This window comes from Iodobacter fluviatilis (assembly GCF_004194535.1).
GTDB classification, from domain to species: Bacteria; Pseudomonadota; Gammaproteobacteria; order Burkholderiales; family Chitinibacteraceae; genus Iodobacter; species Iodobacter fluviatilis_A.
Window position 1 is genome coordinate 188,154 of record NZ_CP025781.1, and the last position, 25,240, is coordinate 213,393.

The 25,240-nt window shown below is 47.8% G+C and carries 21 protein-coding genes; 5 read left to right on the top strand and 16 right to left on the bottom strand.

Features of this window, described 5'->3' with window-relative positions; genetic code table 11:
• Positions 1-4: 4 nt before the first annotated feature.
• The 10 genes from C1H71_RS00885 to C1H71_RS00930 form a co-directional block, all read right to left on the bottom strand.
• Positions 5-277: a hypothetical protein gene (locus C1H71_RS00885; RefSeq protein WP_130104882.1), complete on the bottom strand. Its 273-nt coding sequence runs from the start codon at positions 275-277 to the stop codon at positions 5-7.
• 694 nt (positions 278-971) lie between these two features.
• Positions 972-1,862 (bottom strand): maltose ABC transporter permease MalG, encoded by an 891-nt coding sequence (gene malG / locus C1H71_RS00890; protein WP_130104883.1) that lies wholly within the window; start codon positions 1,860-1,862, stop codon positions 972-974.
• Complete coding sequence (malF, locus tag C1H71_RS00895; RefSeq protein WP_130104884.1) at positions 1,862-3,388, bottom strand: maltose ABC transporter permease MalF; 1,527 nt, start codon at positions 3,386-3,388, stop codon at positions 1,862-1,864. The genes malG and malF overlap by 1 nt, the downstream gene beginning before the upstream one ends.
• Before the next feature lie 313 nt (positions 3,389-3,701).
• Complete coding sequence (malE, locus tag C1H71_RS00900) at positions 3,702-4,901, bottom strand: maltose/maltodextrin ABC transporter substrate-binding protein MalE (protein ID WP_130104885.1); 1,200 nt, start codon at positions 4,899-4,901, stop codon at positions 3,702-3,704.
• A gap of 90 nt (positions 4,902-4,991) precedes the next feature.
• A complete protein-coding gene (locus C1H71_RS00905; RefSeq protein ID WP_130104886.1) occupies positions 4,992-6,101 on the bottom strand; it encodes an ABC transporter ATP-binding protein in 1,110 nt (369 codons plus the stop codon).
• A 3-nt stretch (positions 6,102-6,104) separates the two neighbouring features.
• The gene (locus tag C1H71_RS00910) at positions 6,105-7,721 is read right to left on the bottom strand and encodes an alpha-glucosidase (protein WP_130104887.1); all 1,617 of its coding nucleotides are present in this window, start codon (positions 7,719-7,721) and stop codon (positions 6,105-6,107) included.
• Between the two features lie 422 nt (positions 7,722-8,143).
• Positions 8,144-9,442: a maltoporin gene (locus C1H71_RS00915; RefSeq protein ID WP_130104888.1), complete on the bottom strand. Its 1,299-nt coding sequence runs from the start codon at positions 9,440-9,442 to the stop codon at positions 8,144-8,146.
• 719 nt (positions 9,443-10,161) lie between these two features.
• The gene (locus C1H71_RS00920; RefSeq protein WP_130104889.1) at positions 10,162-11,175 is read right to left on the bottom strand and encodes a substrate-binding domain-containing protein; all 1,014 of its coding nucleotides are present in this window, start codon (positions 11,173-11,175) and stop codon (positions 10,162-10,164) included.
• 174 nt (positions 11,176-11,349) lie between these two features.
• Positions 11,350-12,873, bottom strand: a complete 1,524-nt coding sequence (locus C1H71_RS00925) for an ATP-binding protein (protein ID WP_130104890.1) — start codon at positions 12,871-12,873, stop codon at positions 11,350-11,352.
• Between the two features lie 7 nt (positions 12,874-12,880).
• Positions 12,881-13,951 (bottom strand): 5-methyltetrahydropteroyltriglutamate--homocysteine methyltransferase, encoded by a 1,071-nt coding sequence (locus tag C1H71_RS00930; RefSeq protein ID WP_130104891.1) that lies wholly within the window; start codon positions 13,949-13,951, stop codon positions 12,881-12,883.
• Between the two features lie 701 nt (positions 13,952-14,652).
• Between C1H71_RS00930 and C1H71_RS00935 the strand changes: the two genes are divergently transcribed.
• Positions 14,653-15,147 carry a hypothetical protein gene (locus C1H71_RS00935; protein WP_130104892.1) on the top strand — a complete coding sequence of 165 codons (495 nt, stop codon included), beginning with the start codon at positions 14,653-14,655 and terminating at the stop codon, positions 15,145-15,147.
• Between the two features lie 109 nt (positions 15,148-15,256).
• Here the strand turns inward: C1H71_RS00935 and C1H71_RS00940 are convergent, their stop codons facing one another.
• The 3 genes from C1H71_RS00940 to leuB form a co-directional block, all read right to left on the bottom strand.
• Positions 15,257-16,303: a phospholipase A gene (locus C1H71_RS00940; RefSeq protein ID WP_130104893.1), complete on the bottom strand. Its 1,047-nt coding sequence runs from the start codon at positions 16,301-16,303 to the stop codon at positions 15,257-15,259.
• A gap of 445 nt (positions 16,304-16,748) precedes the next feature.
• Entirely contained in the window at positions 16,749-17,711 is a 963-nt protein-coding gene (locus C1H71_RS00945) for an Asd/ArgC dimerization domain-containing protein (RefSeq protein WP_130104894.1), read from the bottom strand.
• 155 nt (positions 17,712-17,866) lie between these two features.
• On the bottom strand, positions 17,867-18,931 hold the full coding sequence (leuB, locus tag C1H71_RS00950; RefSeq protein WP_130104895.1) for a 3-isopropylmalate dehydrogenase: 1,065 nt from the start codon (positions 18,929-18,931) through the stop codon (positions 17,867-17,869).
• A 235-nt stretch (positions 18,932-19,166) separates the two neighbouring features.
• Between leuB and C1H71_RS00955 the strand changes: the two genes are divergently transcribed.
• On the top strand, positions 19,167-19,382 hold the full coding sequence (locus C1H71_RS00955; RefSeq protein WP_130104896.1) for a DUF1653 domain-containing protein: 216 nt from the start codon (positions 19,167-19,169) through the stop codon (positions 19,380-19,382).
• 75 nt (positions 19,383-19,457) lie between these two features.
• On the opposite strand, the gene C1H71_RS00960 is transcribed toward C1H71_RS00955, so the two are convergent.
• The gene (locus C1H71_RS00960) at positions 19,458-20,255 is read right to left on the bottom strand and encodes an outer membrane protein OmpK (protein WP_130104897.1); all 798 of its coding nucleotides are present in this window, start codon (positions 20,253-20,255) and stop codon (positions 19,458-19,460) included.
• Positions 20,256-20,635: 380 nt separating this feature from the next.
• Between C1H71_RS00960 and purT the strand changes: the two genes are divergently transcribed.
• The 3 genes from purT (at position 20,636) to C1H71_RS00975 (ending at position 24,151) form a co-directional block, all read left to right on the top strand.
• Positions 20,636-21,871 carry a formate-dependent phosphoribosylglycinamide formyltransferase gene (gene purT / locus C1H71_RS00965; RefSeq protein WP_262488360.1) on the top strand — a complete coding sequence of 412 codons (1,236 nt, stop codon included), beginning with the start codon at positions 20,636-20,638 and terminating at the stop codon, positions 21,869-21,871.
• A gap of 3 nt (positions 21,872-21,874) precedes the next feature.
• On the top strand, positions 21,875-22,264 hold the full coding sequence (locus tag C1H71_RS00970; RefSeq protein WP_130104898.1) for a group II truncated hemoglobin: 390 nt from the start codon (positions 21,875-21,877) through the stop codon (positions 22,262-22,264).
• Between the two features lie 255 nt (positions 22,265-22,519).
• Positions 22,520-24,151 carry a methyl-accepting chemotaxis protein gene (locus C1H71_RS00975; protein WP_130104899.1) on the top strand — a complete coding sequence of 544 codons (1,632 nt, stop codon included), beginning with the start codon at positions 22,520-22,522 and terminating at the stop codon, positions 24,149-24,151.
• A 77-nt stretch (positions 24,152-24,228) separates the two neighbouring features.
• On the opposite strand, the gene C1H71_RS00980 is transcribed toward C1H71_RS00975, so the two are convergent.
• Together C1H71_RS00980 and C1H71_RS00985 are read right to left on the bottom strand one after the other, a co-directional pair.
• Complete coding sequence (locus C1H71_RS00980; RefSeq protein WP_130104900.1) at positions 24,229-24,426, bottom strand: DUF3460 family protein; 198 nt, start codon at positions 24,424-24,426, stop codon at positions 24,229-24,231.
• 32 nt (positions 24,427-24,458) lie between these two features.
• Positions 24,459-25,235: an inositol monophosphatase family protein gene (locus C1H71_RS00985; RefSeq protein ID WP_130104901.1), complete on the bottom strand. Its 777-nt coding sequence runs from the start codon at positions 25,233-25,235 to the stop codon at positions 24,459-24,461.
• Positions 25,236-25,240: the final 5 nt, after the last annotated feature.

Consider the following 25,240-nt stretch of genomic DNA (forward strand, 5'->3'; position numbering starts at 1 on the left):
AGAATCAGCGTGTATTCACATGATAACGACGCTGAATTTTCTTTAAAGCCCCGTCTTTCATCATGCCATCGAGCGCCTGCTGAAAAGCCTGAAATACCGGCTCGCCCACGCTGATGCGGCAAAAGGCAAAGTGGGCATCTTGTGTGGGCCATTCCTGAGCCAGAGGTACAATCTGGTCGGCTAGTTTTAAATCATAAAGCGCCGCCTGCGTCGCAAATAAATCGCCCAATACTAAATCAACGTGGCCAAGCTGAAGCTTACGTAAATTAACCTCCATCGTTGGCGCAATATCTAAGCTTACGTTAGGTGGAGGGGCGATCAGCCACTGATCTTAACTAGTTTGCGAAATCAAACGCTCGCCCCCAATTATTTAACGTCTTGAAAACCCTCTTATAGCTACTCTAGCAGCCTGTCGGACTTAAGCGATCGTAGCGAGGGAAAGGCCGGTTGGAGACAGATTTTGCGGGTTTTTGAGGCGAATAGCTGGCTATTCAACGAGAAAATGCGTGAAATATGGCCAAATCCGGCTTTTCCGTAGTAGATCAGTCTTAAGTCCGACAGGCTGCTAGGGTCTATTGACGTTTCATTCACGGCTGCGTTTGGCCCAGTTTTGGGCTGAACAAGGAGAAAATTGCGACATGGTACACGTAGCATGAGCGATTTTTAACTTTCGTTCCGCCCCAAAAAGGGGCTAAACCCGAAGGGCTGAGCCGGAAAATGGCCATTCACTGCGTGATGCTCCTCGACAATAACCCGTTATTGCCTAGTAGCATGCCTTGTGCTTGTCCGTTTTCCGGCTCAGCGCAATGGTGAATGAAACGTCAACAGACCCTAGTAACTTATCAAAAAAACAGGCCACCTATTGCTTCAGGTAGCCTGATAAAACACAAAAAATAGGACTTTCAAATAGGGCAATAGAAAACTTCTCTACTCATAAGCTAGATAGGAACGATTGCACCACCCTGCCACATCTAGCCCTTTACCCCGCCCGAAGTCAGGCCGGATACCATCCAGCGCTGGGCGAATAGGAACAGCAAGCTGATGGGCAGGCCAGAAAGAATGGCGGCGGCGGCAAAATCACCCCATAGATAATTTTGGGTATATAGATAAAGCTTGGAGCCAACCGCCAGCGTCATTTTGTTTTGCTCGTGCAGCAGCACAGATGCGACTGGGTATTCGATAATGCCGCTGATAAAGGCCAGCAAAAACACCACAAATAAAATCGGCACGGCCATCGGCAAAAGCACGTAACGGAAAGATTGAAACGCGGTAGCGCCATCGACTCTGGCGGCTTCTTCGATCTCGACCGGAATAGTGTCGAAATAACCTTTAATAGTCCAAATATGCAAGGCAATGCCACCGGCGTAAGCCAGCACTAAGCTACCATGGGTGTCGATACCCAGCCACGGCACATAGTTGCCGATTTCATCAAAGATGGCGTAAATGGCGACTAGCGACAGCACAGCGGGGAACATTTGTAAGAGCAGCAAGGCATTCATGCCAAACACGCGGCCACGGAATTTAAGCCGGGCAAAAGCATAGGCACAGCTGGTAGACAGCAGCAAAATCACCCCTGCGCTGATAAAGGCCACTTTCACCGAGTTAAACAGCCATAGCAGTACAGGAAATTGCGGCTTAATCAGCACACCATCGCCATCCACATAGCTAAAGCCCAGCGCCAGCTTCCAGTGCTCCAGACTAATCGTGTCAGGAATCAGGCTGCCAGCCGCAAAATTGCCCGGCCGCAGCGAAATAGAAATAATCATAAAAAACGGAAATAAAATCAGTAACAAAAAGGCGATCAGCGCAAGATGCGCGCCCAGCACCCGCCATTTATGTGAGCGATCCAGCACCATGGCCATTATCGTTTCTCCTCTTGATTGACGCGGGTGAGCTTTAAGTTAATCAGCGACAACACGGCCACCAGCGCAAAAATCACCGTAGAAATAGCCGCGGCCAAACCAAAATTTTGCCCCGAATCCTGAAACGCCAAACGATAGGTGTATGAAACCAAAATATCGGTAGTACCGGCAGGCACTTTGCTGTCAATAAAATCCGGCCTGCCATCGGTGAGCAGGCTGATCAGTACAAAGTTATTAAAGTTAAACGCGAAGGAGGCAATAAGCAGCGGCATCATCGGCTTAAGAATCAGCGGCAAGGTAATCTTAAATAAATTTGTCAGCGGGCCAGCGCCGTTGATGGCCGATGCTTCGTATAAATCGCTAGGAATCGATTTAATCAGCCCAGAGCACAGCAGCATAATGTAAGGGTAACCCAGCCAAGTGTTTACAATTAAGATCATCGCCTTGGCGTTAAACGGGTCTGAAAACCAAGCGGGCCGCAAGCCAAACAGGCCATTGAGCACCATGTTTATTTCACCAAAGCTTTCATTAAACAAGCCTCGAAACACCAGAATCGAAATAAAACCCGGCACGGCGTAAGGCAAAAACAGCAGCGTGCGATACACCCCACGAAAACGCAGCGCTTCCCAATTCAGCACCACCGCCAGCACCATGCCCACCACAAAGGTAAACACCACGGTTAGAAAAGCGAATAAGACCGTCCAGCCAAAGATTTTAAACATTGGCCCTTGGAAGTCGTCACTGGCAAAAATCCGTGTGAAATTACTAAAACCCACATTCACTTTAAAACCCGGAATCAAGTTTTCACCTGCAGCTGTTTCATAAAAGCCCGTTTTAAAATTAGGCTTAATTAGGCTGCCATCTTGGGTATTAAGCAATGTGCCGTCGGCGTTCTTTTGATATAAAAGCTGGGTGGGCGAAAACTGGCTCAGGCTGCTTAAACGCCAAGTTTGTGCTTGATTGGGCAAAGTCAGGCGCAGCGCTTTTAAAGCGGCTTGTTTAGCAATCACCGTTTTGATAGATTCTTTTTCGGGTAGGTTTTCAGTGCCCAGCGCTTGCAATTGCAGCGGCTGCGGCTTGTTGTCTTGTAATTTAATCGGTGGGGAAACCCAGCTCTGGCCCGCTTCATCGCTTAACTTAAGCCGATACTGCTCGCCAGATTGATGCAAAGAAAATCCCATGCCTTGGCCATCGGCGGTGGTGGTTTCGCTCAGCATATAGGCTGTTACCCGATCAAAACTCAGCAGATTGGTCGAGCTATAATTGGTAAAACCAATCCCTGCGGTATACACAGCAGGAAAAACAATAAACACCAGCACAGCCGCCACGCCGGGATAAAGATAGCGGTAAGCGTAAGCCTTGGGCGATAAAAACACCCAAGCACTCGCGGCCAGCACCACCAAACCACCCACTGCGCTCAGCGTATGACCTGCCTGATAAACGCCAAGCAGCAGCCACAAACCCGCCATGAGCAGCACCCCACCTAGCGTAACCAGCAGCCAGCGCATATTAAATCCGCCCATCATATTTTTCCTTAGTCGCATAAACTGGCTGCGCCCTTGCTATTAGATATTTCAAACATCGAATCATCGTAGGGCGGGTGAAACCCGCCGTTTTCTATCGTTTTGCCAGATGCTGTTGCATACCAAAATCTGGCGGTGTTCACCCGCCCTACAGGCACTTCATACCATCAGATTAACTACCGAGAGAGCAAAACCCCGAACCACAGAGAACACAGAGGCCACAGAGAAAATCCAAAGGCATGTTTTAGGTTTCCTCTGTGGAGCTCTGTGTCCTCCTTTTACTCTGTGGTTCAAGGTTTAACTTGAGGAAAGCGCCTTACTTACTGCTAATCCGTGCCGCCGCAGCATCCAGGCCCTGCTTAGGGGTTTGGCGGCCTTGCGATACATTTTGCAATGCTGATTTTAATGAAGCCCAGAAACGGCCCATTTCGGGGATATTAGGCATAGGCTGTCCCGCCTTAGCGGATTCCATTGAGGCTTTGATGGCCGGATTAGACTTCAGCTCATTAAAAAAGGCTTTATTAGCAGGCACACCCAAGGCCACATCGGCATTGACGGTTTTAAGGCCTTGCACGGTGAGCATATGGTTTTCTAAAAACTCCACCGCCAGCTCTTTATTCTTGGATGAGCGATTCAGCATCGCACCCAATACACCCACAAATGGCGCGCCCGGCTGACCATTAATCGATGGAATCGGCGCGACACCCCAGTTGATTTTGCTCTTTTTCAGATTATCCCAAGCCCACGGCCCGTTAATCATCATGGCGATTTTGCCCTGATTTACACCGGCTTCCATATCGGCATAAGTAGCGCTTTTTGGCATTACACCGGTTTTAATCATTTTATTAATGGTTTCTAAACCCGCAATCGCTCCCGCGTTGTTTACACCGACATCTTTAGCATCGTAAGTACCATCGGCCTTAGGCTTAAAGGCATACGCGCCGCCTGCTGCTAGCAATGGCCAGCTAAAATAAGGCTCGCCGTAATCCCACAGGATGGCTTTTTTGCCCTGTACGGCCAGTTTTTTATCTAGCGCCATCACATCATCAAAACTCTTAGGCGGCACGGGTACGAGGTCTTTGTTGTAAATCAGCGCCAGCGCTTCAATGGCGATCGGATAGCCCCATTGCTTACCATTCACGGTAAAAGCTTTCCAAGCCAGCGGGTCGATCTCGGCCTGCACTTTTTTGGATGGCGTAATCGGGCTAAGTAAGCCCGCTGTCATCCATTCGCCAAGGCGATCATGCGGCCAAATCCAAATATCTGGGCCTTTGCCCGCAGCGGCCGCCTGCTGAAATTTAGAAGGCGCATCTTCGGGATGCTCTACCACCACCTCTACCCCAGTGGCCTTGGTAAAAGCAGCGCCAACCTGCTCGATGCCCTTATAACCCTTATCGCCATTCACCCAAATCACCAGTTTATCCGCAGCAAAAGCAGGCCCAGCAAAAGAAATCGCGACGGCTGCTGCGATGGAAGAAACGACAAACTTGCCAAACTGGCGGCGTTTTGTATTCATAAACCCTCCAAAAAAACCTGAGCAAAGCCCTTGCCAGAGAAATACCCAGCGCAGGCAAAATAAAGCTGCAATTTTTAAAAAGCCAAATGATTATTCGGCCAGTGGGTGAAGACGGCGCATTGCGCTGCCATCGGCATTAAACAAAAAACCGTGCTCCGGCTTAAAGTGCAGCACACTGCGCTCGCCCGGTTTTGAGCTAAACAGCGCAGGCATTCGGGCGACAAAGGTATCCCGCATACCGGGTACTTCTAAATACAACATCGACGCTTCACCCAGATGCTCCAGCGCCAGTGTTATGCCAGCCAACACATTAGTGCTCGCTACAGATGACATTTTTAAATGCTCTGGACGCACACCCAGTGTGACTTCATCACCGATATTTGCACTTGCCGCCTCTACCGTTACCGCTATCTGGCTGCCATCGGCTAAAGCAACCGTTACACGGCCCTGTTCAATGGCGGTAATTTTAGCGCTTAAAGTATTCATTTTTGGCGAACCAATAAAGCCCGCTACAAACAGATTATCGGGCTGGTAATACAGCTCGATTGGCGTACCGACCTGCTCAACTTGCCCAGCACGCAGCACCACAATCCGATCGGCCAGCGTCATCGCTTCAGTTTGGTCGTGGGTCACATAAATCATGGTGCTGCCCAACTCGCGGTGCAAACGGGCGATTTCGATACGCATCTGCACCCGCAACGAGGCATCCAGATTAGACAGCGGCTCATCAAACAAAAACACCTTAGGCTTTTGCACAATGGCGCGGCCAATCGCCACCCGCTGCCGCTGCCCACCCGACATATCACGCGGCTTGCGGCGCAATAAAGGCTCGATTTGCAACACCTTAGCCACCCGCTCTACCAGCGGCGTGTACTCAGCTTTTTTCATGCCTGCCAGCTTGAGGCCAAAAGCGAGGTTTTCAAACACATCCATATGCGGGTACAGCGCGTAGCTCTGAAACACCATAGAAATACCGCGTTTTACTGGCGGCAGCTCGTTTACACGCAGGCCATCGATACACATTTCGCCATCAGTAATGTCTTCCAAGCCCGCAATAGTGCGCAGCAGGGTCGATTTACCGCAGCCCGATGGCCCAACAAACACGATAAATTCACCATCTTTGATTTCTAAATCGATGCCGTGCAGGGTGTATACCGAAGAAAACGCTTTTTTAATGCCTTTTAATGAAACTGTAGCCATACCTTAAGCCTCTACGCGGGCAATCAGCGCGCCCCAATGATCAAACTCAATCATACCTGACTTAATGCTTGCACCACTCAGGCATGCATCAACCAGTAGCGTGAGATTTTCTTTACACGGCAGCAATTGACAACTTTCAGATAAATTAAATACGCACAGCCAGCGCTCACCATTCAGGCTGCGGCTAAAGGCTAGCAGCGGCTCAGGCGCATCCATAAACTGAATATCACCTTGCCAAAGTACGGCTTGCGTCTTGCGCCAGCTAATAAAATGGCGATAAAAGTTTAAGGTGGATTTAGTGTCATGCTCTTGTGTGCTGACGGCCAGTTGCTGGTGTGATTCAGGCACCGGCAACCAAGGTGCGCCGCTGCTAAAACCCGCAGCCGCTGCATCATGCTGCCAAGGCATGGGTGTGCGGCAGCCATCGCGGCCTTTAAATTCTGGCCACATGGCAATACCGTAAGGATCTTGCAATAGCTCGAACGGAATATCGGCCTCGGGCAGGCCCAGCTCGTCCCCCTGCCATAGGCAGGCCGAGCCTCTGAAACACAGCAGCATCGCCAGCATACTGCGCGAAAATCGTGGGTTCTGGCTGTTATTGCCCCAGCGGCTCAGCACACGCATCACATCATGATTGCCAATCGACCAGCAGCCCCAACCATCGCCAATGCGTTTTTCAAGGTCTTCAATTTGCTTGCGGATATACGCCGCCGTAAAGTCTTTAGTCAGCAAATTAAAGCTATACGCCATATTCAGCTTATCGCCGCCTGTGGTGTATTCGGCCATCACTTTCAGACTATCGTCGTCCCCCACCTCCCCGACGCTCATTGCGCCGTATTCATCCAGCAGCAGACGCACACGTTTTAGAAAGTCGATATTCTCTGGCTGGGATTTATCATGCACATGCGCCTGAAAGCCGTAAGGATTATCCGGGCTAACTGTTTTGGTATCTTTACTTTTAGCGGGCGGATTATTACGCAGCTTGCGATCATGAAAATGAAAATTACACGCATCAAAGCGAAAACCATCTACGCCACGCGCCAGCCAGAAACGAATCGCTTCTAAAATGGCGTCCTGCACGGCAGGGCAATGGAAGTTTAAATCCGGCTGACTACTTAAGAAATTATGCAAATAATATTGGCAACGGCGGGTATCCCACGTCCACGCGGGGCCACCAAACACAGATAACCAATTATTTGGCGCAGAGCCATCCGCCTTAGCATCTGCCCATACATACCAATCGGCTTTGTCGCCAGTGCGGCTTTGTCGGCTGTCAGTAAACCAAGTGTTTTGATCTGAGGTGTGCGAGAGCACCTGATCGATCATCACTTTTAAGCCCAGCTGATGCGCTTTTGCCAGTACGGCATCAAAATCGGCCAGCGTGCCAAATAGCGGATCAACCTGACAATAATCGCTTACATCGTAGCCAAAGTCTTTCATGGGCGATTTAAAAAATGGACTAATCCAGACCGCATCCACCCCCAGCGCGGCAATATAGGGCAATTTGCCGAGCAAGCCCTGCAAATCACCCACGCCATCGGCATTGGCATCTGCAAAACTACGTGGATAAACTTGATAGATGACAGCACCACGCCACCATTCACGATCTGTCTTGAGCATGACTCAATCCATTTTAAAATTATGGGCAAGGCCCAGAGGGGTTAAACACGCTAAGCCAGCCTGAACATCAGCAGATAAACGCTTGGGCTAACTTAGCTCTTGGTTCATTTCCTGAAATAACACTCCCGTCATCCCCGAATGGTTTTATCGGGGATCCAGCAGAGCCACTGGATTCCCGACAAAAACACTCGGGAATGACGATTTTATTGTGTGAACCATTTCAGGAAGTTATTTCGAGACTTAGCTCGTAGGCCTTGTCTAATATTAGACAGGGGTTGAAATCTATATTTTTAAATTGAAAAAACTTAAATTAAATAGCCAGATTTATAAACGCTTTTCTCCGTGAAACTCTGTGTTCTCTGTGGCCTGCGTGTTTCAAGATTTGGGTTGTCTAATATCAATTAAGACTGCACTAGCACAACTTACCACCACACTTCGGCCTGAGCGCCAAAGGTGAAACCACTGCGGTCATTACCAAACGGCCCATTGGCCGATAGCGGGTTGTTCACCGCTTTTAGACCAGCCGCATCCTGCGCCGCTTGATCCCACTTGGCGTAGGTAGCAAAAAAGCGTAATTGCGGGCGGCTCCAAAAGCCTTTTTCTGGCTGCACCAAAAATGCTGCTGTGGTTTTTAACAGATTACGTGCATCGCCTTCTTCTGGCTTAACACGGTCGTAGCCCACTTCAATCGCCGCCCCCAGGTTATCGGTAAACATATACGTTGGGCGCACGCCAAACGACATCCAAGTTTGCCCCTTGCCTGTTGCAGCCGGATCAGTTTTTTGCCAGACGGCCGCCATCATGCCGGAGTAGCGGCTGTTTTCTGGCTGCCACATCAGCTGCTCAACCACGCGGTAGGCTTTATCGCCAGAATCAGCGTTCACATTTGGGTAGCCTGCAGCAAAACTAGAGATATTGCCCTTGGCGTACTGCAGGGCAATTTTATTAAAGCCACCCAATACACCATTTTGGGTGTGCATCAGATTCAAACCAAAGCCATCGGTGGCCTTGCCCTGATCTTTGTCTGCTTTATTGGCAAAGCGCAAATCAATACCTACCGTCAGCTCACCATTGGGATTCACTTTAATGCCAGAGAGGCGGAAATCATGACCGGATACGCCGATTTTGCGATCCAGATTTTCAACACTAGTGTCGGATGTGGTTACGGTGTTCTGACGCCATGCGTAGGCAAATTTGGCGAAACCCACGTCTACGTTTTCAATCCCAGCGCCGGGGCCGGAGTTATCCCAGAAATAAAAGTCATTAATGTGTACATCTTGGCGATCATAAAAACGCTTACCCGCCCACAGTTTACTTTCACCCAAGCCTACGCCTTCGGCTGTGACATACATTTCACGGAAAGCAAACTCGGCAGATTTGCCTGAATCACTTTCCCAATCCTGAAACTGTTTGGCAGAAACAGCGAGGCGCGATTCAATTCTAAAACGCGTGCCAGTTTCTTTTTTCTCAAACACATTGCCGCCAACTGCAAATTCGGCGTAAGTCTCGCACTCATTGCCCAAACGGTATTTAGAACCCGCACCCTCCAGCTGAAAACAAGATTGCGATCCACCCCCCGTAGCATTAGAGCCAATACCGCTGCGTGCATAGCCATGAAAATCCACCGGCATGGCCATGGCACTACTCACCAAACCTAAGCCACAAACGGCTAGCGCTATTTGAGCCGGTGCAAATAACTGATTTACTGATCTGAATTTCATCTCATCTCTTCCCTAAATAGGACAAAAAACGACTAAGCCATCTTGTAGTAAATAAATTTATCGCTACAAAATAGCAAATCATATTGCCAAGGCTGATCAAAAGCGCTTTCAATCCATTTTTTTATTTGTTTTAAGCGGTTTTAAGACAATAAAAACAAATCTAACCACAGTTTCCAAAGCGGTTTGGATTTGTTTTTCGTAAGTTAATCCACGGGACTACATGATGTAAACTACATTGATAACCCTATTTACAATATTCAAAAACCATCAAACTGACCATTCATTCAAACCGGAAGGTAAGCACAAGGCAATAAAAATGCCCGCCTCCTTACAAGAGAGACGGGCAAAAAATAAAATGGGATTTACATTACAAACCCAGTGAACTAGGAGCAATTCACAAAAAAGCCACAATCCTTTAGCGATGCTGAAAAATACTCGTGCTTCACCCTATACCTGCTAAGCACAGTCAAAAAAATCAGTGTCTTCGGCGCGTTGATTTCGGAGCAGTCGCCACCGCGAGGGCACTCTTTTCTTGAACGGCCAAGAAAGTAAGAAAAGACGGCCACCCCACGAAACACGCCTCCCCCTTCGCTACGGACAATCGAGTCAGCGGCAAAGCAATTGCCTCGTTACTCGTTCCCAAGCGATCCCCCGACCCTCTTATTCCTTACTCCAGCGTGGTTTTCCCAGCATTTTAAGATTTGAGTTTAACGGCAGCGTTAAACCAAACAAACCTGATCGCTCGTGCCCGGTTGCAATAGCGTTGGCCAGAGCACTTGTAAGGATGCAGTGTCTTCTCCCCGTAAGCGCGCCAGCATTAACGAGGCCAGCGTGACGCCTGCTTCGCGTGGATCTGGTTGGCGGATGGCAGTGATGTTTTGCCCCATCGCCAGCTCTGGCGCTACGCCACCAAATACAATCAAGGAGATATCCGTGCCTGCCCTTAGTTCAGCTTGGCGCAAAGCGGCCAGCACGCCCATCGCGGCTAGATTATTATCGACCACCACGGCGGTGGGCCGCAGGCTTTGTTTAAGCAGACGGTGCATTAACGCCTCGCCCATTTGCGCAGTCAGCGCGCCTTCTTGCAATAAGCTGGCCTCTACCGTCACCCCTGCTGCCTGCATCGCCGCCACAAAGCCCTGCTTACGCTGCATGGCAAAATTAAGCGCTAGGGGTGCAGAAATCAGGGCGATGCGTTTGTGGCCCAAGGCCAGCAAGCGCTCAACTGCAGCACGCGTGCCCGCATCATTATCGTAATCAAACCAAGGATAAGGTGTATCCATTTGCGAGCGGCCATGCGCTACAAAAGGGAACTGACACGATTGCAAATAGCGTAATCGCTCATCAAATACACAGGTACGCGCCACAATCAGCCCATCTACCCTGTGCCCAGCGGTAATGCGTTGGTAGGTTTGTAGCTCATTGTGGTTATCTGCCGAAATCAGCATCAGATCGATGCCTGCATCATTAAACTGATCGGTCATTCCGCCAACAATGGCGTGAAAAACAGGATCGTTTAAATCATTAGGTTGCAGCGGATAAATCATGCCTACGCAATCGGTGCGACCCAGCGCCAGCTTTCTGGCCGTGCTATTGGGCTGATAACCATGCCGCTCCGCCGCTGCCGTCACCCGCTGCCGTGTCTTTTCGCTCACATCAGAAAAGCCATTTAAGGCGCGGCTTACCGTTGTTGGCGATAAGTTCAATAGCAGAGCCAATTCCCGCAAATTCATTATGTTGACTGTAAGATCATGATCATTGAGCTTATACCACGCTGCCCGCCAATTACGCCAGAATTCAAAGCTCTAAAGGAGCGCAAAAAGACACCTCCCCTCCAAAAGAAAACTGAATTAATCCGTGCATATTTAAAATGAATTGATCAAACAAAGTAGGCTTTTAATAGCGCACTAGTATTCCGTCAACCATTTTTTGAGCGTAACTTGCAGTGCCTCGATATTAATAGGCTTGGCAAGAAAATCATCCATCCCTGCGTCTATGCACTGTTGGCGATCTTGCTCAAACACACCCGCGCTTAAGGCAATAATAGGGATGCGGGGGCGATGTTTCGCGATTTCTATTTGCCGAATCTGCCGTGTTGCCTCAAAGCCATCAATATCAGGCATCTGGCAATCCATAAAAATAAGAGCAGGCATCACGTCATCGGCAAGCAGCTGAATCGCTTCGCGGCCATTCTGAGCCAGCTCCAGCGCAAAGCCCAGCTTAGATAAAATCATTTTAATAACGGTTAAATTGAGTGGGTTATCGTCGACCACCAAAATAGGCAGCGAGCGCTTTGCAGCAGGGCTTTCATGGCCCGCCTTAGGGGATACGCTGGCGGGCTCGGTAAAATCCAGCGCCACTCGGATGCAAAACCAAAAACAAGAGCCCTTACCCAGCTCGCTTTCCACCCCTACCTCACCTTCCATTAACCTAGCCAATTCACGCACGATAGATAGCCCCAGCCCACTGCCACCGTATTTACGCGTATTGCTATTATCAATCTGAGAAAAAGGCAAAAATAGTGCCAATTGCTGCTCTGGGTTAATGCCAATACCCGAGTCATAAACTTTAAACATCAGCATGGCGCGGTCGTTTTCGCGGCGGCTTTCGTAAGCCTCCACCGTCACCGTGCCAGACTCTGTAAATTTCACCGCATTACCCAGCAAATTAGCCAACATCTGCCGTAAACGTAATGCATCGCCCAGATAACGGGGCTTATCCTCTGGCGTAGTCCAGCTGCGGCTCACGCTGATATTTTTTTGTGTAAGGCTGTAGGCGAACAAAGACAGTACATCGTCTATGAGCTTTTCTGGCTCAAAACAAGACATATTAAGCTCAAATTTACCCGCTTCTACCTTAGATAAATCCAAAATATCGTTAAGTAGCGTTAATAAGCTTTGACCTGATTTTAAAATAATTTGCGCATAACTCAGCCGCTCATCTTTATCCAGATCATCCAACAAAAGCAGCTGCGCCATACCCAAAATGCCATTAAGTGGGGTACGGATTTCATGGCTCATGGTGGCTAAAAACTGACTTTTTGCGTGATTTGCCGCGTCAGACTCATTTTTGGCCCGCCGCAAAGCCTCTTCCTGACTAGCCCGTTCGGCCACAATGGTATTGGACATTTGCATCGCGGCCGAGCGCAATAAACTAACTTCATCCACCACCATCACTCGGCTTAACCGTGCCATGCGCACAAATAGGCCCTTGCTTGTTAGCTGCACATCACCTTCTGCTGAAAACAAAGCATTGGCGTAATAAAATGAGCCTAAATCACTGGATAAAACCGCAGTTTGACACTCTGTAAGAATGGCATCAATGCTCATGCCGGAGTGCAATGGTGCTGCGGAAAACTCTTCGGCAAACGCACCATTCCATTCCTGCAAATGCCCGGCTTTATCAAACAATGAATAGCTATGCAGAATCACGATGGGCTCAGGCGTAGCCTAGCTGACGCGCCGCAAGTGCGGTGCCTTCAATACGGGCGGCAATTTTTGCGAAAGCGGTTTCCCTGCTGGTGCTAATGTCATCGCAAAATGGCGAAAAGCCACAATCATCGGTCGTTGCCAGATAAGGGTGCGGGATGTAACGCGCAGCTTGCAAGACTCTGTCGCATACCATTTGTGGGGTTTCAATTTGCGGATCAATCACATCGATCACTCCCACAAAAATCACTTGATCAGGCTTACGATACTGCTGAATAATTTTCAGCACTCTTTCAGGATCTTTCTCACAAGCCAGCGCAATATAAAAACACCCCGCTTTAATTTCAAATAAGCCAGGCAATAATTCGGCGTAATCCACATCAGCACTATGGGTGGAATCATGATCGCTGCCGGCGCAGGTATGAATGCCAATTTTTTGCCGCTCTTCAGGGCTAAACCGATCAAGCAACATATTATTGATATCAATAAAGCTACGCAAAATATGCCCACTAGGATCTAGCTTTACTGAGAGCCGCCCCTCAGTAAAATCAAGCTGTACTTTACTTGCGCCTTGGGCAAAACAGCCGCGAATTTCTTTTTCTTGTTCTGCCAATAAATCAGTTACAAACTCATCCCGTGGGTAATCAGCGAGCCCCTGAGCGGGATAAAGCAGGCTCAGTGCCGAGGCCGAAATAATGGCTTGCTTAAAAGGCTTTTGAGTATATTGACGAGCCAGAGCGATGGTTTCGTGCGCAAAACGCGCAAAACGAAAAGGCCCACGGGTTAAGCGTGGCAGCTGGCGAATGTGCCCGTCATGAAAAGGAATACACAAACCATCTGGGGCCATATTTTCATTGCCCTCAACCCCATATGTGGCAAAACCATGGGTTTTACGCTGTTCACCATCGCCCAGCACAGGAGAGCCAATGGCCTCTAGCTTCTTCACCGTTTCTTTAACGGCTTCATCGTAAAAGACCTCCATTTCAGCATCGCCCAGCTCACCCTTAGCGTGCAAAACCAGAGCGCGTTGTAATTTGGCCGACCGCGGAATACTGCCTATGGATTCAGTCTTAATACTCATGAAATAACGCTCCTAGATTTAACTTCCTTTATTTTAAGTGAGATCACACTACTTGCATAATTCTTTCTAAATTATTTCATGTTACAACAATACAAAAACAAACGATATGCATAAAAAATAACGAAAAATGGAAAATTAGTCAGAACACAGACAGTAACTGCATGATTTCACTCTCAAGCCCCGTGATTGCAGCCCGCAAATCAAGCCCAGACACTAAACAGTAGTAAAAAAGCGCCGAGCCAAAAAAGTGTAAACAAGCACCTTGCTCAGCCTCACCATATCTGCCCAGCTTTGCCTTCCTGCCATTGGGGAGTAGCTATCTTTCGCGCAAAGCGAGGGAGATGACGTCAACAGCGAAAGAGCACGGCTATCACCGCGTGCTCTCTTATTTAGTATTTAAAAATTCTGCTAACGCATACAGACACAGACCAAAGCCAAGACTTAAACGGTTCAACACATGGCTTAGGGCAAAGGCCAATCGCTTTTAAAGCAGATCAAAGCATCACAAACACCAGTCAAGCGGCATTAATAAACACATAAGTGATAACGCTGGCAGGTAAATCCCTTTATCATCTGCCACCAGCGCATATAGCAGCCTTGCTTTTCTTGGCCGCAAAGCGTCAAAGCCAATCTGTGCCTAGCAGCTGTTGTAAACATCCACAAAAACTAGCTTGACCGTATTTCTTTATCAGGATTACCCAATGAATCACGCTCATATCACTGAATTATTCGACATCATCGCCGACGGCGGCCTAGAAACAAACGACATCGCCGCAATGAGCGCTGAAGTTATCAAAGCGCACGCCGATGCACAGACCTACCTTGCCAATGATCCGGCAAGTCAATACAAAGAAGAATTTGCTCTTCCAGTATGGGAATGGGTCTTGCTTGAGCAACTTGAAGATGGTCTGATTTTTAAGGCTTCCCAAGCAGATCAACTGTACAAGCAAATTGAAGATGCCTTTGGCGAAGGAGAGCTAGAACTTAGCGCTGATGCACTCACTGCACTGACTACAGCCGGTGCAATTAACCGCATCCAAAACGAGCTTGCACCAGCCTATACATTGATTAATTTCAGCAAAAGCGTCAGCAGCGAAATGCAAATCCTACTGGTTCGCAGCAATAAACTCGAACGCTTTATGGTGCTTTGCCAAGCCCTTGGCCTTGCCGCTACTTTAAGTTGTGCTAATCACTAATTTTGGCAAAAAAATAGCGCTGCAAGCGATGGTTTATTTGCGGCGCTATTTAATCAGGCAATGATTAATGTATTTTTAGTTCAGCGGACTAAAACCCACATTATTGAGTTTAAAAGCCATCATTAATTGCAAATCCAACGCCAATTGTGGTTTGCTTCCAATTGTAATCAATCATGCTTTCGCCATAGCCACTAAAAATCTGTACATAAGCACGTAACGGCCCAATCACCGGAGGCGTAAACCAGCCAGCCTTAATAGCCCCTTTGCCGGTACTTAGATTGCCCCGCAGCTCACCCGTAAAACTATTGCCCTGCCAACGATAAACTGCACTTAGTTTTCCATGCCCTAAATAATCAACAATATCAGGGTTATCATCGGTATCAGCATTTTCTTTGACCCGATACCAAACCGTACCAAACAAAGCTAGATTGCCTTTTTCAATGCCCACTTCAGAATAAAGCCGGTTCCAACTACGTGAAACGGAGTCTGAGCGGCCATTAGATTCATGGATAACCCCACCATTTAATAGCATCCATTTAAAGCCCGCACCTAAATCTAGATTTGGTCGGTAGCTCACAATTAATTCAGGCATATAATTGCTATCACGAAATGGACGTGAAACTTCGCTATTATACAATTGCCAATGACTTTGTTGAGTATACGCCGCCCATAAACCCCAACGCCTATCGTCCGTCGTCCAAATGCGATTTTTAAAACTCAACTGAAACTTTGCTTCAACCTGATCTAAATCATATTGCTCATTAAAAGAAGCACGATAAGGAGCATTATTAGGGTTATTTGAGTAACGCCCAAGCAGAAAATAATTCTCTCTAAAAAATGATATTTTATATGGGTCAGATAAAGGATCAAAACCCCAAGCGGCATCAATCGCTGACACGGCACTTGGGTCAGCGCGTTTCAGCTCCACTTTAGGCGCTTCCGCCACATTTAAAGAAGGCACTAAGCTAGCCGCAGCAGAAGCCTCTGGCTTATCAAAACGCTCCGCTAATAAATCATAACAAGCCAAGCGCTCTACTCTGCCTGTGATCTTTCTGCAATCACCCACCGTTGTTGCTTCAACTTGAGCCAAGCTGCTGCAAGCCACCGTAGAAAAAAACAAAGCACTAAGGCAAAGCGTATTCTGTGGCAATTTCATGTTGAATCCAGTTAATTTATCTATTAAAAATCAAGCTCGCATTAAATACCAAAGAATAAAAAATCAGCCCAGCCAACATGACCCAAATAAACCGAGGCATTATTTGTATAAGTGTTAATAAATTACTTTTAAAATCCATGAAAATCAGTATCCCACTTAATTCACAAACTCACAGCAATATATTTATCTGCATTTTTATCTGTTTATTTTTTAAAAAACTCAATCTATAAAATCAGTAACTTCCTAGTTTCAAATGGTATTAAGCCTGCTGCCCAAGCAAAGTACACTATGGCTTTACCCCATTCATCAGGCTAAATCTTTATTTTTAAATCCAAACACATCTACTCATATAAAAAAATCGCAGTGCCATATAAAGAGACACTGCGATCTAATAAAACTAACAGACTAAGCCTGCACACATAGCCCTTATACCGAATCCATTTAATTAAGCCGCTGCGCCTAATAAACGCAGCACTGCCATTGCCCCGAGACGAGTATTATCCCCAGCTAACCACAAGGACACCCCTTGACCACTGGCACGCACGCGGCTTACCCAAACTTTATCGCCACCAATTACGTCCTGTGGTGTAGCAAGGCCAGCGCCGCCCTGCGCTTCTAAGAAGTACACACCTTCTGCATTGCTTAATGCCTCTTTTAAGGCATTTAAGCTGATATCTTCAGCAAAACGTACATTTAAGCTGATACCGTGGCCAAAAAACATCGGCACGCGGGCACAAGTTAAGGACATTGGCACATCAGCAAAAACGCTGGCAACTTCATTAATAATGCGCTGCTCTTCCACACTTGCGCCGTACTCATCGACAGCACCCGCTACGGGATGCAAATTAAACGCCATACGTTTTGGATAAACATGGCTCTGCACTTCACTTTGGGCAAACAGGGCGCGGGTCTGCTCAGATAGCTCATCAATTGCAGGCTTTCCGTCTTGAGAAACCGATAGCATTGCCGTAACGGTTAAGCCTGAGAACGGAGCAGCTTTAGCCAAGGCTTTGAGCACCGGCAACAAAATGGTGGTGACTTGATGCGGCAAACGTGCCACGCCACCTTTCTTTAATCGAGCATCTGCTTCTGCCAATGGCGCATCCGCGCCACCGCTTAAATCCACCACGGCCGCACCGGCTTCGGCCGCTATCGCGGCGTATTGCGCTGCGGCAGCAGTATCTTCGCCACAAAACACCACCAGATCTGGCACTTGCCAGTTAAATTCGTCTAAGGCAAGGATAGGGAAATCTTGGCCGCGAAACTCCACCATCTCGCCTTCATCTTCAAGCGCTAAAGGGAAAAAAGTAGAGAATGACTGGGACGTTGCACCCAACACCTCCAATAAGGTTTCACCTGAAGTGCTATTAGCGCCGATGACCGCCAGAGAAAGTGGTTTTGTTGCCATGATCCAGTCCTTTAATTTACAAAAGCTTAATGAGCACCCTGCAAGACAGTGATGGCTCTGATAAAACAAACAGGGCGCAATATGCGCCCTGCTTATAAATGCGTCCAGCGGCCTATTTTACAAGCCTTGTGCCGTTACGTCTGCGTGCTAAATAATTACAGTGCCGCCACCACGGCATCGCCCATTTCTGAGCAGCTGACTTTACGGGTGCCTTCTTCATAAATGTCGGCCGTGCGCAGACCATCGGCCAATACTTTTTTCACGGCACTTTCAATTCTTAAGGCAACCGCGTCCAGATTAAAACTGTAACGCATCATCATGGCCACCGATAAGATAGTCGCCAGTGGATTAGCAATATTTTTGCCCGCAATATCCGGTGCAGAGCCATGGCTAGGTTCGTACAAACCTTTGTGATTTTTATCTAAAGACGCCGAAGGCAACATGCCGATCGAGCCAGTTAGCATAGAGGCTTCATCACTTAAGATATCGCCAAAAATATTGCCGGTGACCATCACATCAAACTGCTTAGGATTACGCACCAGCTGCATAGCTGCGTTATCTACATACATATGAGTAAGCGTAACTTCAGGATATTCCTTGGCCACATCAATCATGATTTCTTTCCAAAATTCAGTGGTTTCTAGCACATTAGCTTTATCCACCGAACACAATTTTTTATTGCGTTTCATGGCGATATTAAATGCCACATGCGCGATACGGCGCACTTCAGACTCGGCATAGAGCATGGTATTAAAGCCCTCACGCTCACCGGCTTCATTCGTGCGAATACCACGGGGCTGGCCAAAGTAAATATCACCGGTCAGCTCGCGCACAATCATAATATCTAGGCCGCTCACCACTTCAGGCTTAAGCGTAGAGGCATTCGCCAGCTCTGGGTACAAAATAGCTGGGCGTAGATTGGCAAATAATTGCAAGTCTTTACGAATCGCCAGTAGGCCGCGCTCTGGGCGCAAAGGCCGATCCAAATTGTCGTAAGCAGGGCCGCCCACCGCCCCCAGCAACACCGCATCGGCTTCCCGTGCTAGTTTTTGGGTGGCTTCTGGATAAGGCGAGCCGTATTGATCGTAGGCGGCACCGCCCAGCGGCGCTTCGGTCAGCTCCATCGCTAGGCCTTCTTGCTGCAGCACTTCCAATACCTTGCGGGCTTCTCTGATAATTTCTGGGCCAATGCCATCGCCTGGCAATACTGCAATCTTCATACAATCAACCTCTGCTAATCATTTAAATGGATGATCAACGCTACCCAATATTCGCGTCAATTTTCTGGCCTGCGCCTGCCCCACTGCCGCATTCTGCAAATAAAGCCCAATTACAAATGCAGCAAAGCGAAATACAATACGCGTAAAGATTCGCCTTGGATCTTACCTGCTATCCCCTGACACGCCAAGAAGTCATGCCGTGCCACCTTACAAGCACCAAACAAAAGTAGAGATCATGAGCAACATCGAAAACGGCATTTACCAGCATTATAAAGGCCCGCTTTATCAAGTGATTGGCCTAGCTAAACACAGCGAAACCGAGGAAGAAATGGTGGTTTACCGCTGCCTTTATGGCGACTTTGATCTTTGGGTGCGGCCTTTAACCATGTTTACTGAAATACTGATCATTGATGGTGAACGCATTCCACGCTTTCGCTGGCATTCTAAGTAAAAACAGCAGCTATTCTTTATATTTAGACAAGAAAAAACCCGCCGCAGCGGGTTTTTTCTATTGCAATAACACGAATTAGAAATTGTATTTTGCTGTGTAGATCATAGCATTTTGGTAAGAAGCTGAACCTAGCTTTTGATCGGCATAACGGTATTGCACACCCGTGGTAAATTCTTTACTGACATTCCACCAAAGTGAAACCGCACCATTTTGGCCGGTCGCATTACCCTTCGTTACGCCACCTGCGGGGCTACCCATGGTCAAGTATTTATCATCACGATTAAACTCTGTTTCATGCCATTGTGTAGCCATAAATGATTGACCAAACATTTGAAAGCTATAGCCAGCAACATAACCCGCCATCACGCCATTAGCGTGCGCGCCAATATTGCTCTCAAACTGCTGATGACCACCAATAAACGGCTTAATCCAGAAATTGCCATTTGAAAGACTAGTTCCTAAGCCCAGTACGCGATTTTGGCTAAAGAATGATGAACCAGTATCACGCAAATCATAAATATGTACGTAAGCCTGAAGCGGTACTGAACCTAACTGCACTAAATTAAAACGACCCACTGCCTTTGCAACAAGACGACGATTCTCACGTGAGTCTCTTTCGTCAGTCCCCTTTGTTGGGTTTTCTACATCAAAAAAACCATATGCCTCGCCCCAATCGCCACCAAAACCACCCTCAATTTCTAGCAAGGTAAAGTCTTTTTTACCGGCAAATGCACCTGCATTTGTGCGTTGCTCAGTACCATTAGACCAGTCTAAGTAGTTGACACTGACATTTTTAAATGACCAGTCATTGCCAGCAAAGGCGGCAGGAGTAGCCAAAATGCTGGCTCCGACTAAGATATTGCGAAGTTTCATAATAAGCTCATCATTAATTCAATAGGAATCTGTAGATACGCATCCCCTAAGCCAACCAGGGAAGCGCAGCATAACGAGTTTATTTACGCCAGTAAATAAAATACGTTCAAAAACCAGATTAATTGATTTTGCTGCGAATTTTATTGATAAAACATAAGAAATGTGGATTATTACCTCAGTAAAAACCAATAACATGACATCAAAATTAATGCAAATATTAAATAAAAATAATTGCAATAAATTAATAACCCTATTTATTACGCGCCATTTTAATTCTCAATGACAGCAAAAAACCAACTCAAACCCAAGAATAATTGAAGGCTAGTCAGAGCTCATTAACCTACACACCACCACTTCCAAACCACCCCAAACAGCACTACATGCTAAAATCCGCCGCATTCAATGCTCTGGAAAAAACCATGCGGATCGGCACACCTCTTTCAGCCTCAGCCACTAAAGTTATGCTACTTGGCAGCGGCGAGCTTGGCAAAGAAGTCATCATTGCTTTACAAAAACTAGGCGTGGAAGTGATCGCCGTCGACCGCTATCCCGATGCACCCGGCATGCAAGTGGCTCATCGCAGCCATGTAATCAATATGGCCGATCCTATCGCTCTACGCGCACTGGTAGAACTTGAACGCCCACATTTAATCGTGCCAGAAATTGAAGCGATTGCCACCAGCGCCCTACTTGAAATTGAAGCGGATGGCCTCGCCACCGTCATCCCAAGCGCCCGTGCCACCCACCTCACCATGAACCGCGAAGGCATTCGCCGCCTTGCTGCCGAAGAGCTGGGCTTGCCCACATCAAGCTATCAATTTGCCTCATCTCTAGCTGAGATGCGTTCAGCCATAGCCGCAATCGGCCTACCCTGCCTGATCAAGCCAGTGATGTCTTCATCAGGCAAGGGGCAGTCTTTTATCCGCGAAGCGACTGAAATCGATGCGGCATGGGAATACGCCGCCAGTGGCAGCCGTGTGAATCAAGGCCGCATCATTGTGGAAGGCTTCGTAGATTTTGATTATGAAATTACCCTACTGACCGTACGCGCCTTAGGCCAATCCGGGGAAATCGAAACTTTTTTCTGTGAGCCCATCGGCCACATCCAGAAAAATGGCGATTATGTAGAAAGCTGGCAACCCCAAGCCATGCGCCCACTCGCGCTAGAGCGTGCCCGCGATATTGCGCAAAAAATCACCACCGATCTAGGTGGTCGTGGCCTATTTGGTGTAGAGCTCTTTGTAAAAGGCGACGAGGTATGGTTTTCTGAAGTCAGCCCACGCCCGCACGACACTGGTCTTGTTACCTTATCCAGCCAGCGTTTTTCAGAATTTGAGCTACACGCCCGCGCCATTTTAAATTTACCGATCGATGCTAACCTTCGCGAGCCAGCAGCCAGTGCGGTCATTTATGGCGGCTTGGAAGAAGCCGGCATTGCCTTTGAAGGCATCGAGCAAGCACTGGCCGTGCCCCGTGCAGATTTAAGACTCTTTGGCAAACCAGAAAGCTTTACCCGCCGCCGCATGGGCGTGGCTTTAGCTGCAGGATTAAACACAGATGAAGCACGCGAGCGCGCCAAACTGGCAGCCCGTTTAGTTAAACCGGTAAAGGGTTAAAGCATGCAGGAAGTAGCCAGCATAACGCCCTACCAGCTATTAGGCGGTGATGCAGTCTTGCGCCAGCTGGTTGATCGTTTTTACGACATTATGTATACCGACCCACGCGCCAGCGGCATACGCGCCATGCACGCAAACGACAGCGGCCCAATCCGAGATAAATTCTTTGATTTTCTATCTAGCTGGCTAGGCGGGCCGCAACGTTTTATTGAAAAATACGGCCACCCCATGCTGCGTGCACGCCATATGCCTTTTGCGATTGGCGAGGAGGAGCGTGATCAGTGGCTAATGTGTATGTTTCAGGCGATGGAAGAGACACAGATGGAAGACGCTTTGCGAGATCACTTAGAAGACGCCTTTTATCGAACGGCCGACTTTATGCGTAATAAATAACAAAAACCATCCAAGCTATTACTAACCGAACATGCAATACAACCATTTAATTGATTCATCTGCAATTAACACCCGATAAACGCCGTGCGCCTCTGCAAATACCGTATTCAAGCAATTGAATACGGTATTTTTCTTTACGCTCAATAATACAAAAAATACCCGCTTTAATTATTTATCGTCTTCATGTTGTTTTTTCTAGCAATACGCTAAATCAGCTCTACAATCTAAAACAACTGCATTGCTTTGGAGCTCCCCATGTTATCTAAATTTACAATCGCAGCAAGGCTCGTAGCTGGATTTACTCTACTGCTTTTTTTACTGATCGGCGTGGGAGCGGTCGGCCTATGGGGGCTTAATCGAGAAGCAAGCCTCACCGAAAATATGTTACAACATGATTTAAACTACTCACTCGATCTAATCGAAGCCCGACATCAAGTCACAGACTTAAGGCGTTATGAAAAAGATATTTTTCTGAATTTTGAAAATATTAAAAAAATTAAAGAGTACGATCAAAAATGGCATGGCGCACTAGAAAAAGCGAATGCCGCCATCAAAAACAGTACGGCTAATGCCAGCGCTGGGGATGTACAAAAATTAAATGAGCTATCACAACACCTAAAAGTGTATACCGAAGGCTTTAATCGTATATCCGATGACGTAGAAGCACAAAAATATCAAAAAGCTGCGGATATTAATGCAGAGTTTTCAAAATACAAAGAGCCTGTTCGCGCCATGCAAGAAGGACTAACCACCTTAGCTGATGAAGCCATCGCAAAAGCAAAAGGCATGGAAAAAACACTCGCCACCATTACCACTGCCACAATTAGCACATCGATAACCCTGATGTTTATTGCCATATTAATTGGTGTAGCCAGCGCCTTTGTTATTATTCGTAGCATCCGCAAACCCCTAGCGGCTTTACAAGCAACCATTACAGAAATCGATCAAACTGGCAACTTAACGCTCAGGCTTGATCAAGCAGGGATTGATGAAATTAGCCAATCTTCTACAGTGATTAATCGTCTACTTATCAATATGAGCAAAGTGATTAGTGAATCACGCAAAAACTCTAGCCAGCTACTTAGCTCGGCCGAAACGCTATCAACCGCAGCCAAAAAAATGACGGAATCGTCTGAAGTACAATCTTCCGCATCGAGCGCAACGGCCGCAGCAGTTGAAGAGCTATCTGTTAGTGTCAATATGATTTCATCCAGCGCAGAAGGCTTAAACACCGAGGCTAGACAAGGCGCATCCACCGCTGCCGAAGGCGCGCTTTCTGCCAACCGCACAGCAGATGAAATACGGCAAATCGCCGAAAATATCAATCGCTCCGCCTCTGTGATCGATCAACTCAACCAGCGTTCAGGTGAAATTGGTAGCATCGTGATGGTGATTAAAGATATCGCCGACCAAACCAATCTGCTGGCGCTAAATGCGGCCATTGAGGCCGCACGCGCAGGGGATTTAGGCCGTGGCTTTGCCGTAGTTGCCGATGAAGTCAGAAAACTGGCCGAGCGCACTACGCAAGCCACCAGTGAAATCACCGCCAAGATTGAAGCCGTGCAAAGAGACACCGGCACCGCCTCCGAGGGCATGCAACACGCCAGCCGAATGGTTGAAAGTGGCGTACGCAACACACAAAGCGTAGCGGAATCATTAGCAAATCTGGAGCAGCAATCCAAAAACACGGTCAGCGATATTGCCCAGATGGCAGATGCCATTGGAGAGCAAAGCGCCGCCAGCCAAGATATTGCCAATAATATCGAGAAGATTGCCCAAGCTAGCGAAGAAAATCACGCCACGGCAAGCAGCACCAGCGTTTTATCCGAAGATCTGCGCCAGATTGCCATTACGCTCAATTCTTTAATTAGCCAATACCACACCTAATCTCCAGCATATTTTCCCATAAAAAAACACCGCCGTTTATGCAAACAGCGGTGTTTTTTGCTATTAAAACTAAAAAATCAGTCAGCCTGATAAGGATAAGGCTTTTGCTGCACTTTAGATTCTGCAGAGCGCGCACGCTCATCCAAATCCAATGGTGCTTTGTCCCACAAGAGCGCACGACCTTCAAGCTGGCCCTGAGCAATTTCAGGATTAGCGCCCAAATAGCCCTGCATAAATTGCGTAAAATCTGAAACGTACTGTGTATTCTTAAACATGGTAATCCACGTTAGTGTGACGGATATATCTATTATACCGCGTTCAGAAAAAATGGCAGCGCTGCCGCATGTAATATTGGGTTTGCCGCCGCCAACACCCGCCCTTCACTATAAATATCCAAATCTTTACCCTGCCAATCGCTCATTCTACCCCCTGCGCCATTCACTACCGGCGCTAATGCCGCAAAATCATGCAGCTTTAAGCCCTCTTCCACCACCAGCTCCAACCAGCCACTGGCCACCTGCGCATATAAATAGCCATCACCGCCATAGGTGCTAAAACGACATTGCTCCGATAGGCGCGCAAAAGCCGCCGCACCCACATCCAAATATTGTGGCCCTGTTGTACCTAGCCTTGCCGCTTGCAACTGCGATGTTTGGTTTGCCACCACCGGCACACCATTAAACCATGCACCTTGTGCTGTAATCCCCAGCCAGCGCTCATTTTGAATAGGCTGATTAATCACGCCCAGTACAGGTTTACCGTGATGCAGCAAACCAATTAGCGTCACAAACAGTGCTCGCCCCACGGTAAATGATTTGGTGCCATCAATCGGGTCTAGCACCCACACCCATTCTGCGTCTTCACGCTCACGACCAAACTCTTCGCCAATAATGCCATCTTGCGGGCGTATTTTTTGAATCAACTCACGCATAACTCGCTCGGCTTCTTGATCCGCAATTGTCACAGGGCTGTGATCATTTTTATCATCAATAACCAAAGCATGACGAAAATAAGGGCGAATCACCGCAGCACTCAACTCCGCCAACTGCTGTGCAAGAGCAATCATTTCTTCAGGCACGCTCATCTCGA

Bases quoted from the DNA above. Each gene is read 5' to 3' on its own strand.
- C1H71_RS00885 (WP_130104882.1), bottom strand. From the start codon at position 277: ATGGAGGTTAATTTACGTAAGCTTCAGCTTGGCCACGTTGATTTAGTA.
- malG (WP_130104883.1), bottom strand. From the start codon at position 1,862: ATGGCCATGGTGCTGGATCGCTCACATAAATGGCGGGTGCTGGGCGCG.
- malF (WP_130104884.1), bottom strand. From the start codon at position 3,388: ATGATGGGCGGATTTAATATGCGCTGGCTGCTGGTTACGCTAGGTGGG.
- malE (WP_130104885.1), bottom strand. From the start codon at position 4,901: ATGAATACAAAACGCCGCCAGTTTGGCAAGTTTGTCGTTTCTTCCATC.
- C1H71_RS00905 (WP_130104886.1), bottom strand. From the start codon at position 6,101: ATGGCTACAGTTTCATTAAAAGGCATTAAAAAAGCGTTTTCTTCGGTA.
- C1H71_RS00910 (WP_130104887.1), bottom strand. From the start codon at position 7,721: ATGCTCAAGACAGATCGTGAATGGTGGCGTGGTGCTGTCATCTATCAA.
- C1H71_RS00915 (WP_130104888.1), bottom strand. From the start codon at position 9,442: ATGAAATTCAGATCAGTAAATCAGTTATTTGCACCGGCTCAAATAGCG.
- C1H71_RS00920 (WP_130104889.1), bottom strand. From the start codon at position 11,175: ATGAATTTGCGGGAATTGGCTCTGCTATTGAACTTATCGCCAACAACG.
- C1H71_RS00930 (WP_130104891.1), bottom strand. From the start codon at position 13,951: ATGAGTATTAAGACTGAATCCATAGGCAGTATTCCGCGGTCGGCCAAA.
- C1H71_RS00935 (WP_130104892.1), top strand. From the start codon at position 14,653: ATGAATCACGCTCATATCACTGAATTATTCGACATCATCGCCGACGGC.
- C1H71_RS00940 (WP_130104893.1), bottom strand. From the start codon at position 16,303: ATGAAATTGCCACAGAATACGCTTTGCCTTAGTGCTTTGTTTTTTTCT.
- C1H71_RS00945 (WP_130104894.1), bottom strand. From the start codon at position 17,711: ATGGCAACAAAACCACTTTCTCTGGCGGTCATCGGCGCTAATAGCACT.
- leuB (WP_130104895.1), bottom strand. From the start codon at position 18,931: ATGAAGATTGCAGTATTGCCAGGCGATGGCATTGGCCCAGAAATTATC.
- C1H71_RS00955 (WP_130104896.1), top strand. From the start codon at position 19,167: ATGAGCAACATCGAAAACGGCATTTACCAGCATTATAAAGGCCCGCTT.
- C1H71_RS00960 (WP_130104897.1), bottom strand. From the start codon at position 20,255: ATGAAACTTCGCAATATCTTAGTCGGAGCCAGCATTTTGGCTACTCCT.
- purT (WP_262488360.1), top strand. From the start codon at position 20,636: ATGCTAAAATCCGCCGCATTCAATGCTCTGGAAAAAACCATGCGGATC.
- C1H71_RS00970 (WP_130104898.1), top strand. From the start codon at position 21,875: ATGCAGGAAGTAGCCAGCATAACGCCCTACCAGCTATTAGGCGGTGAT.
- C1H71_RS00975 (WP_130104899.1), top strand. From the start codon at position 22,520: ATGTTATCTAAATTTACAATCGCAGCAAGGCTCGTAGCTGGATTTACT.
- C1H71_RS00980 (WP_130104900.1), bottom strand. From the start codon at position 24,426: ATGTTTAAGAATACACAGTACGTTTCAGATTTTACGCAATTTATGCAG.
- C1H71_RS00985 (WP_130104901.1), bottom strand. From the start codon at position 25,235: ATGAGCGTGCCTGAAGAAATGATTGCTCTTGCACAGCAGTTGGCGGAG.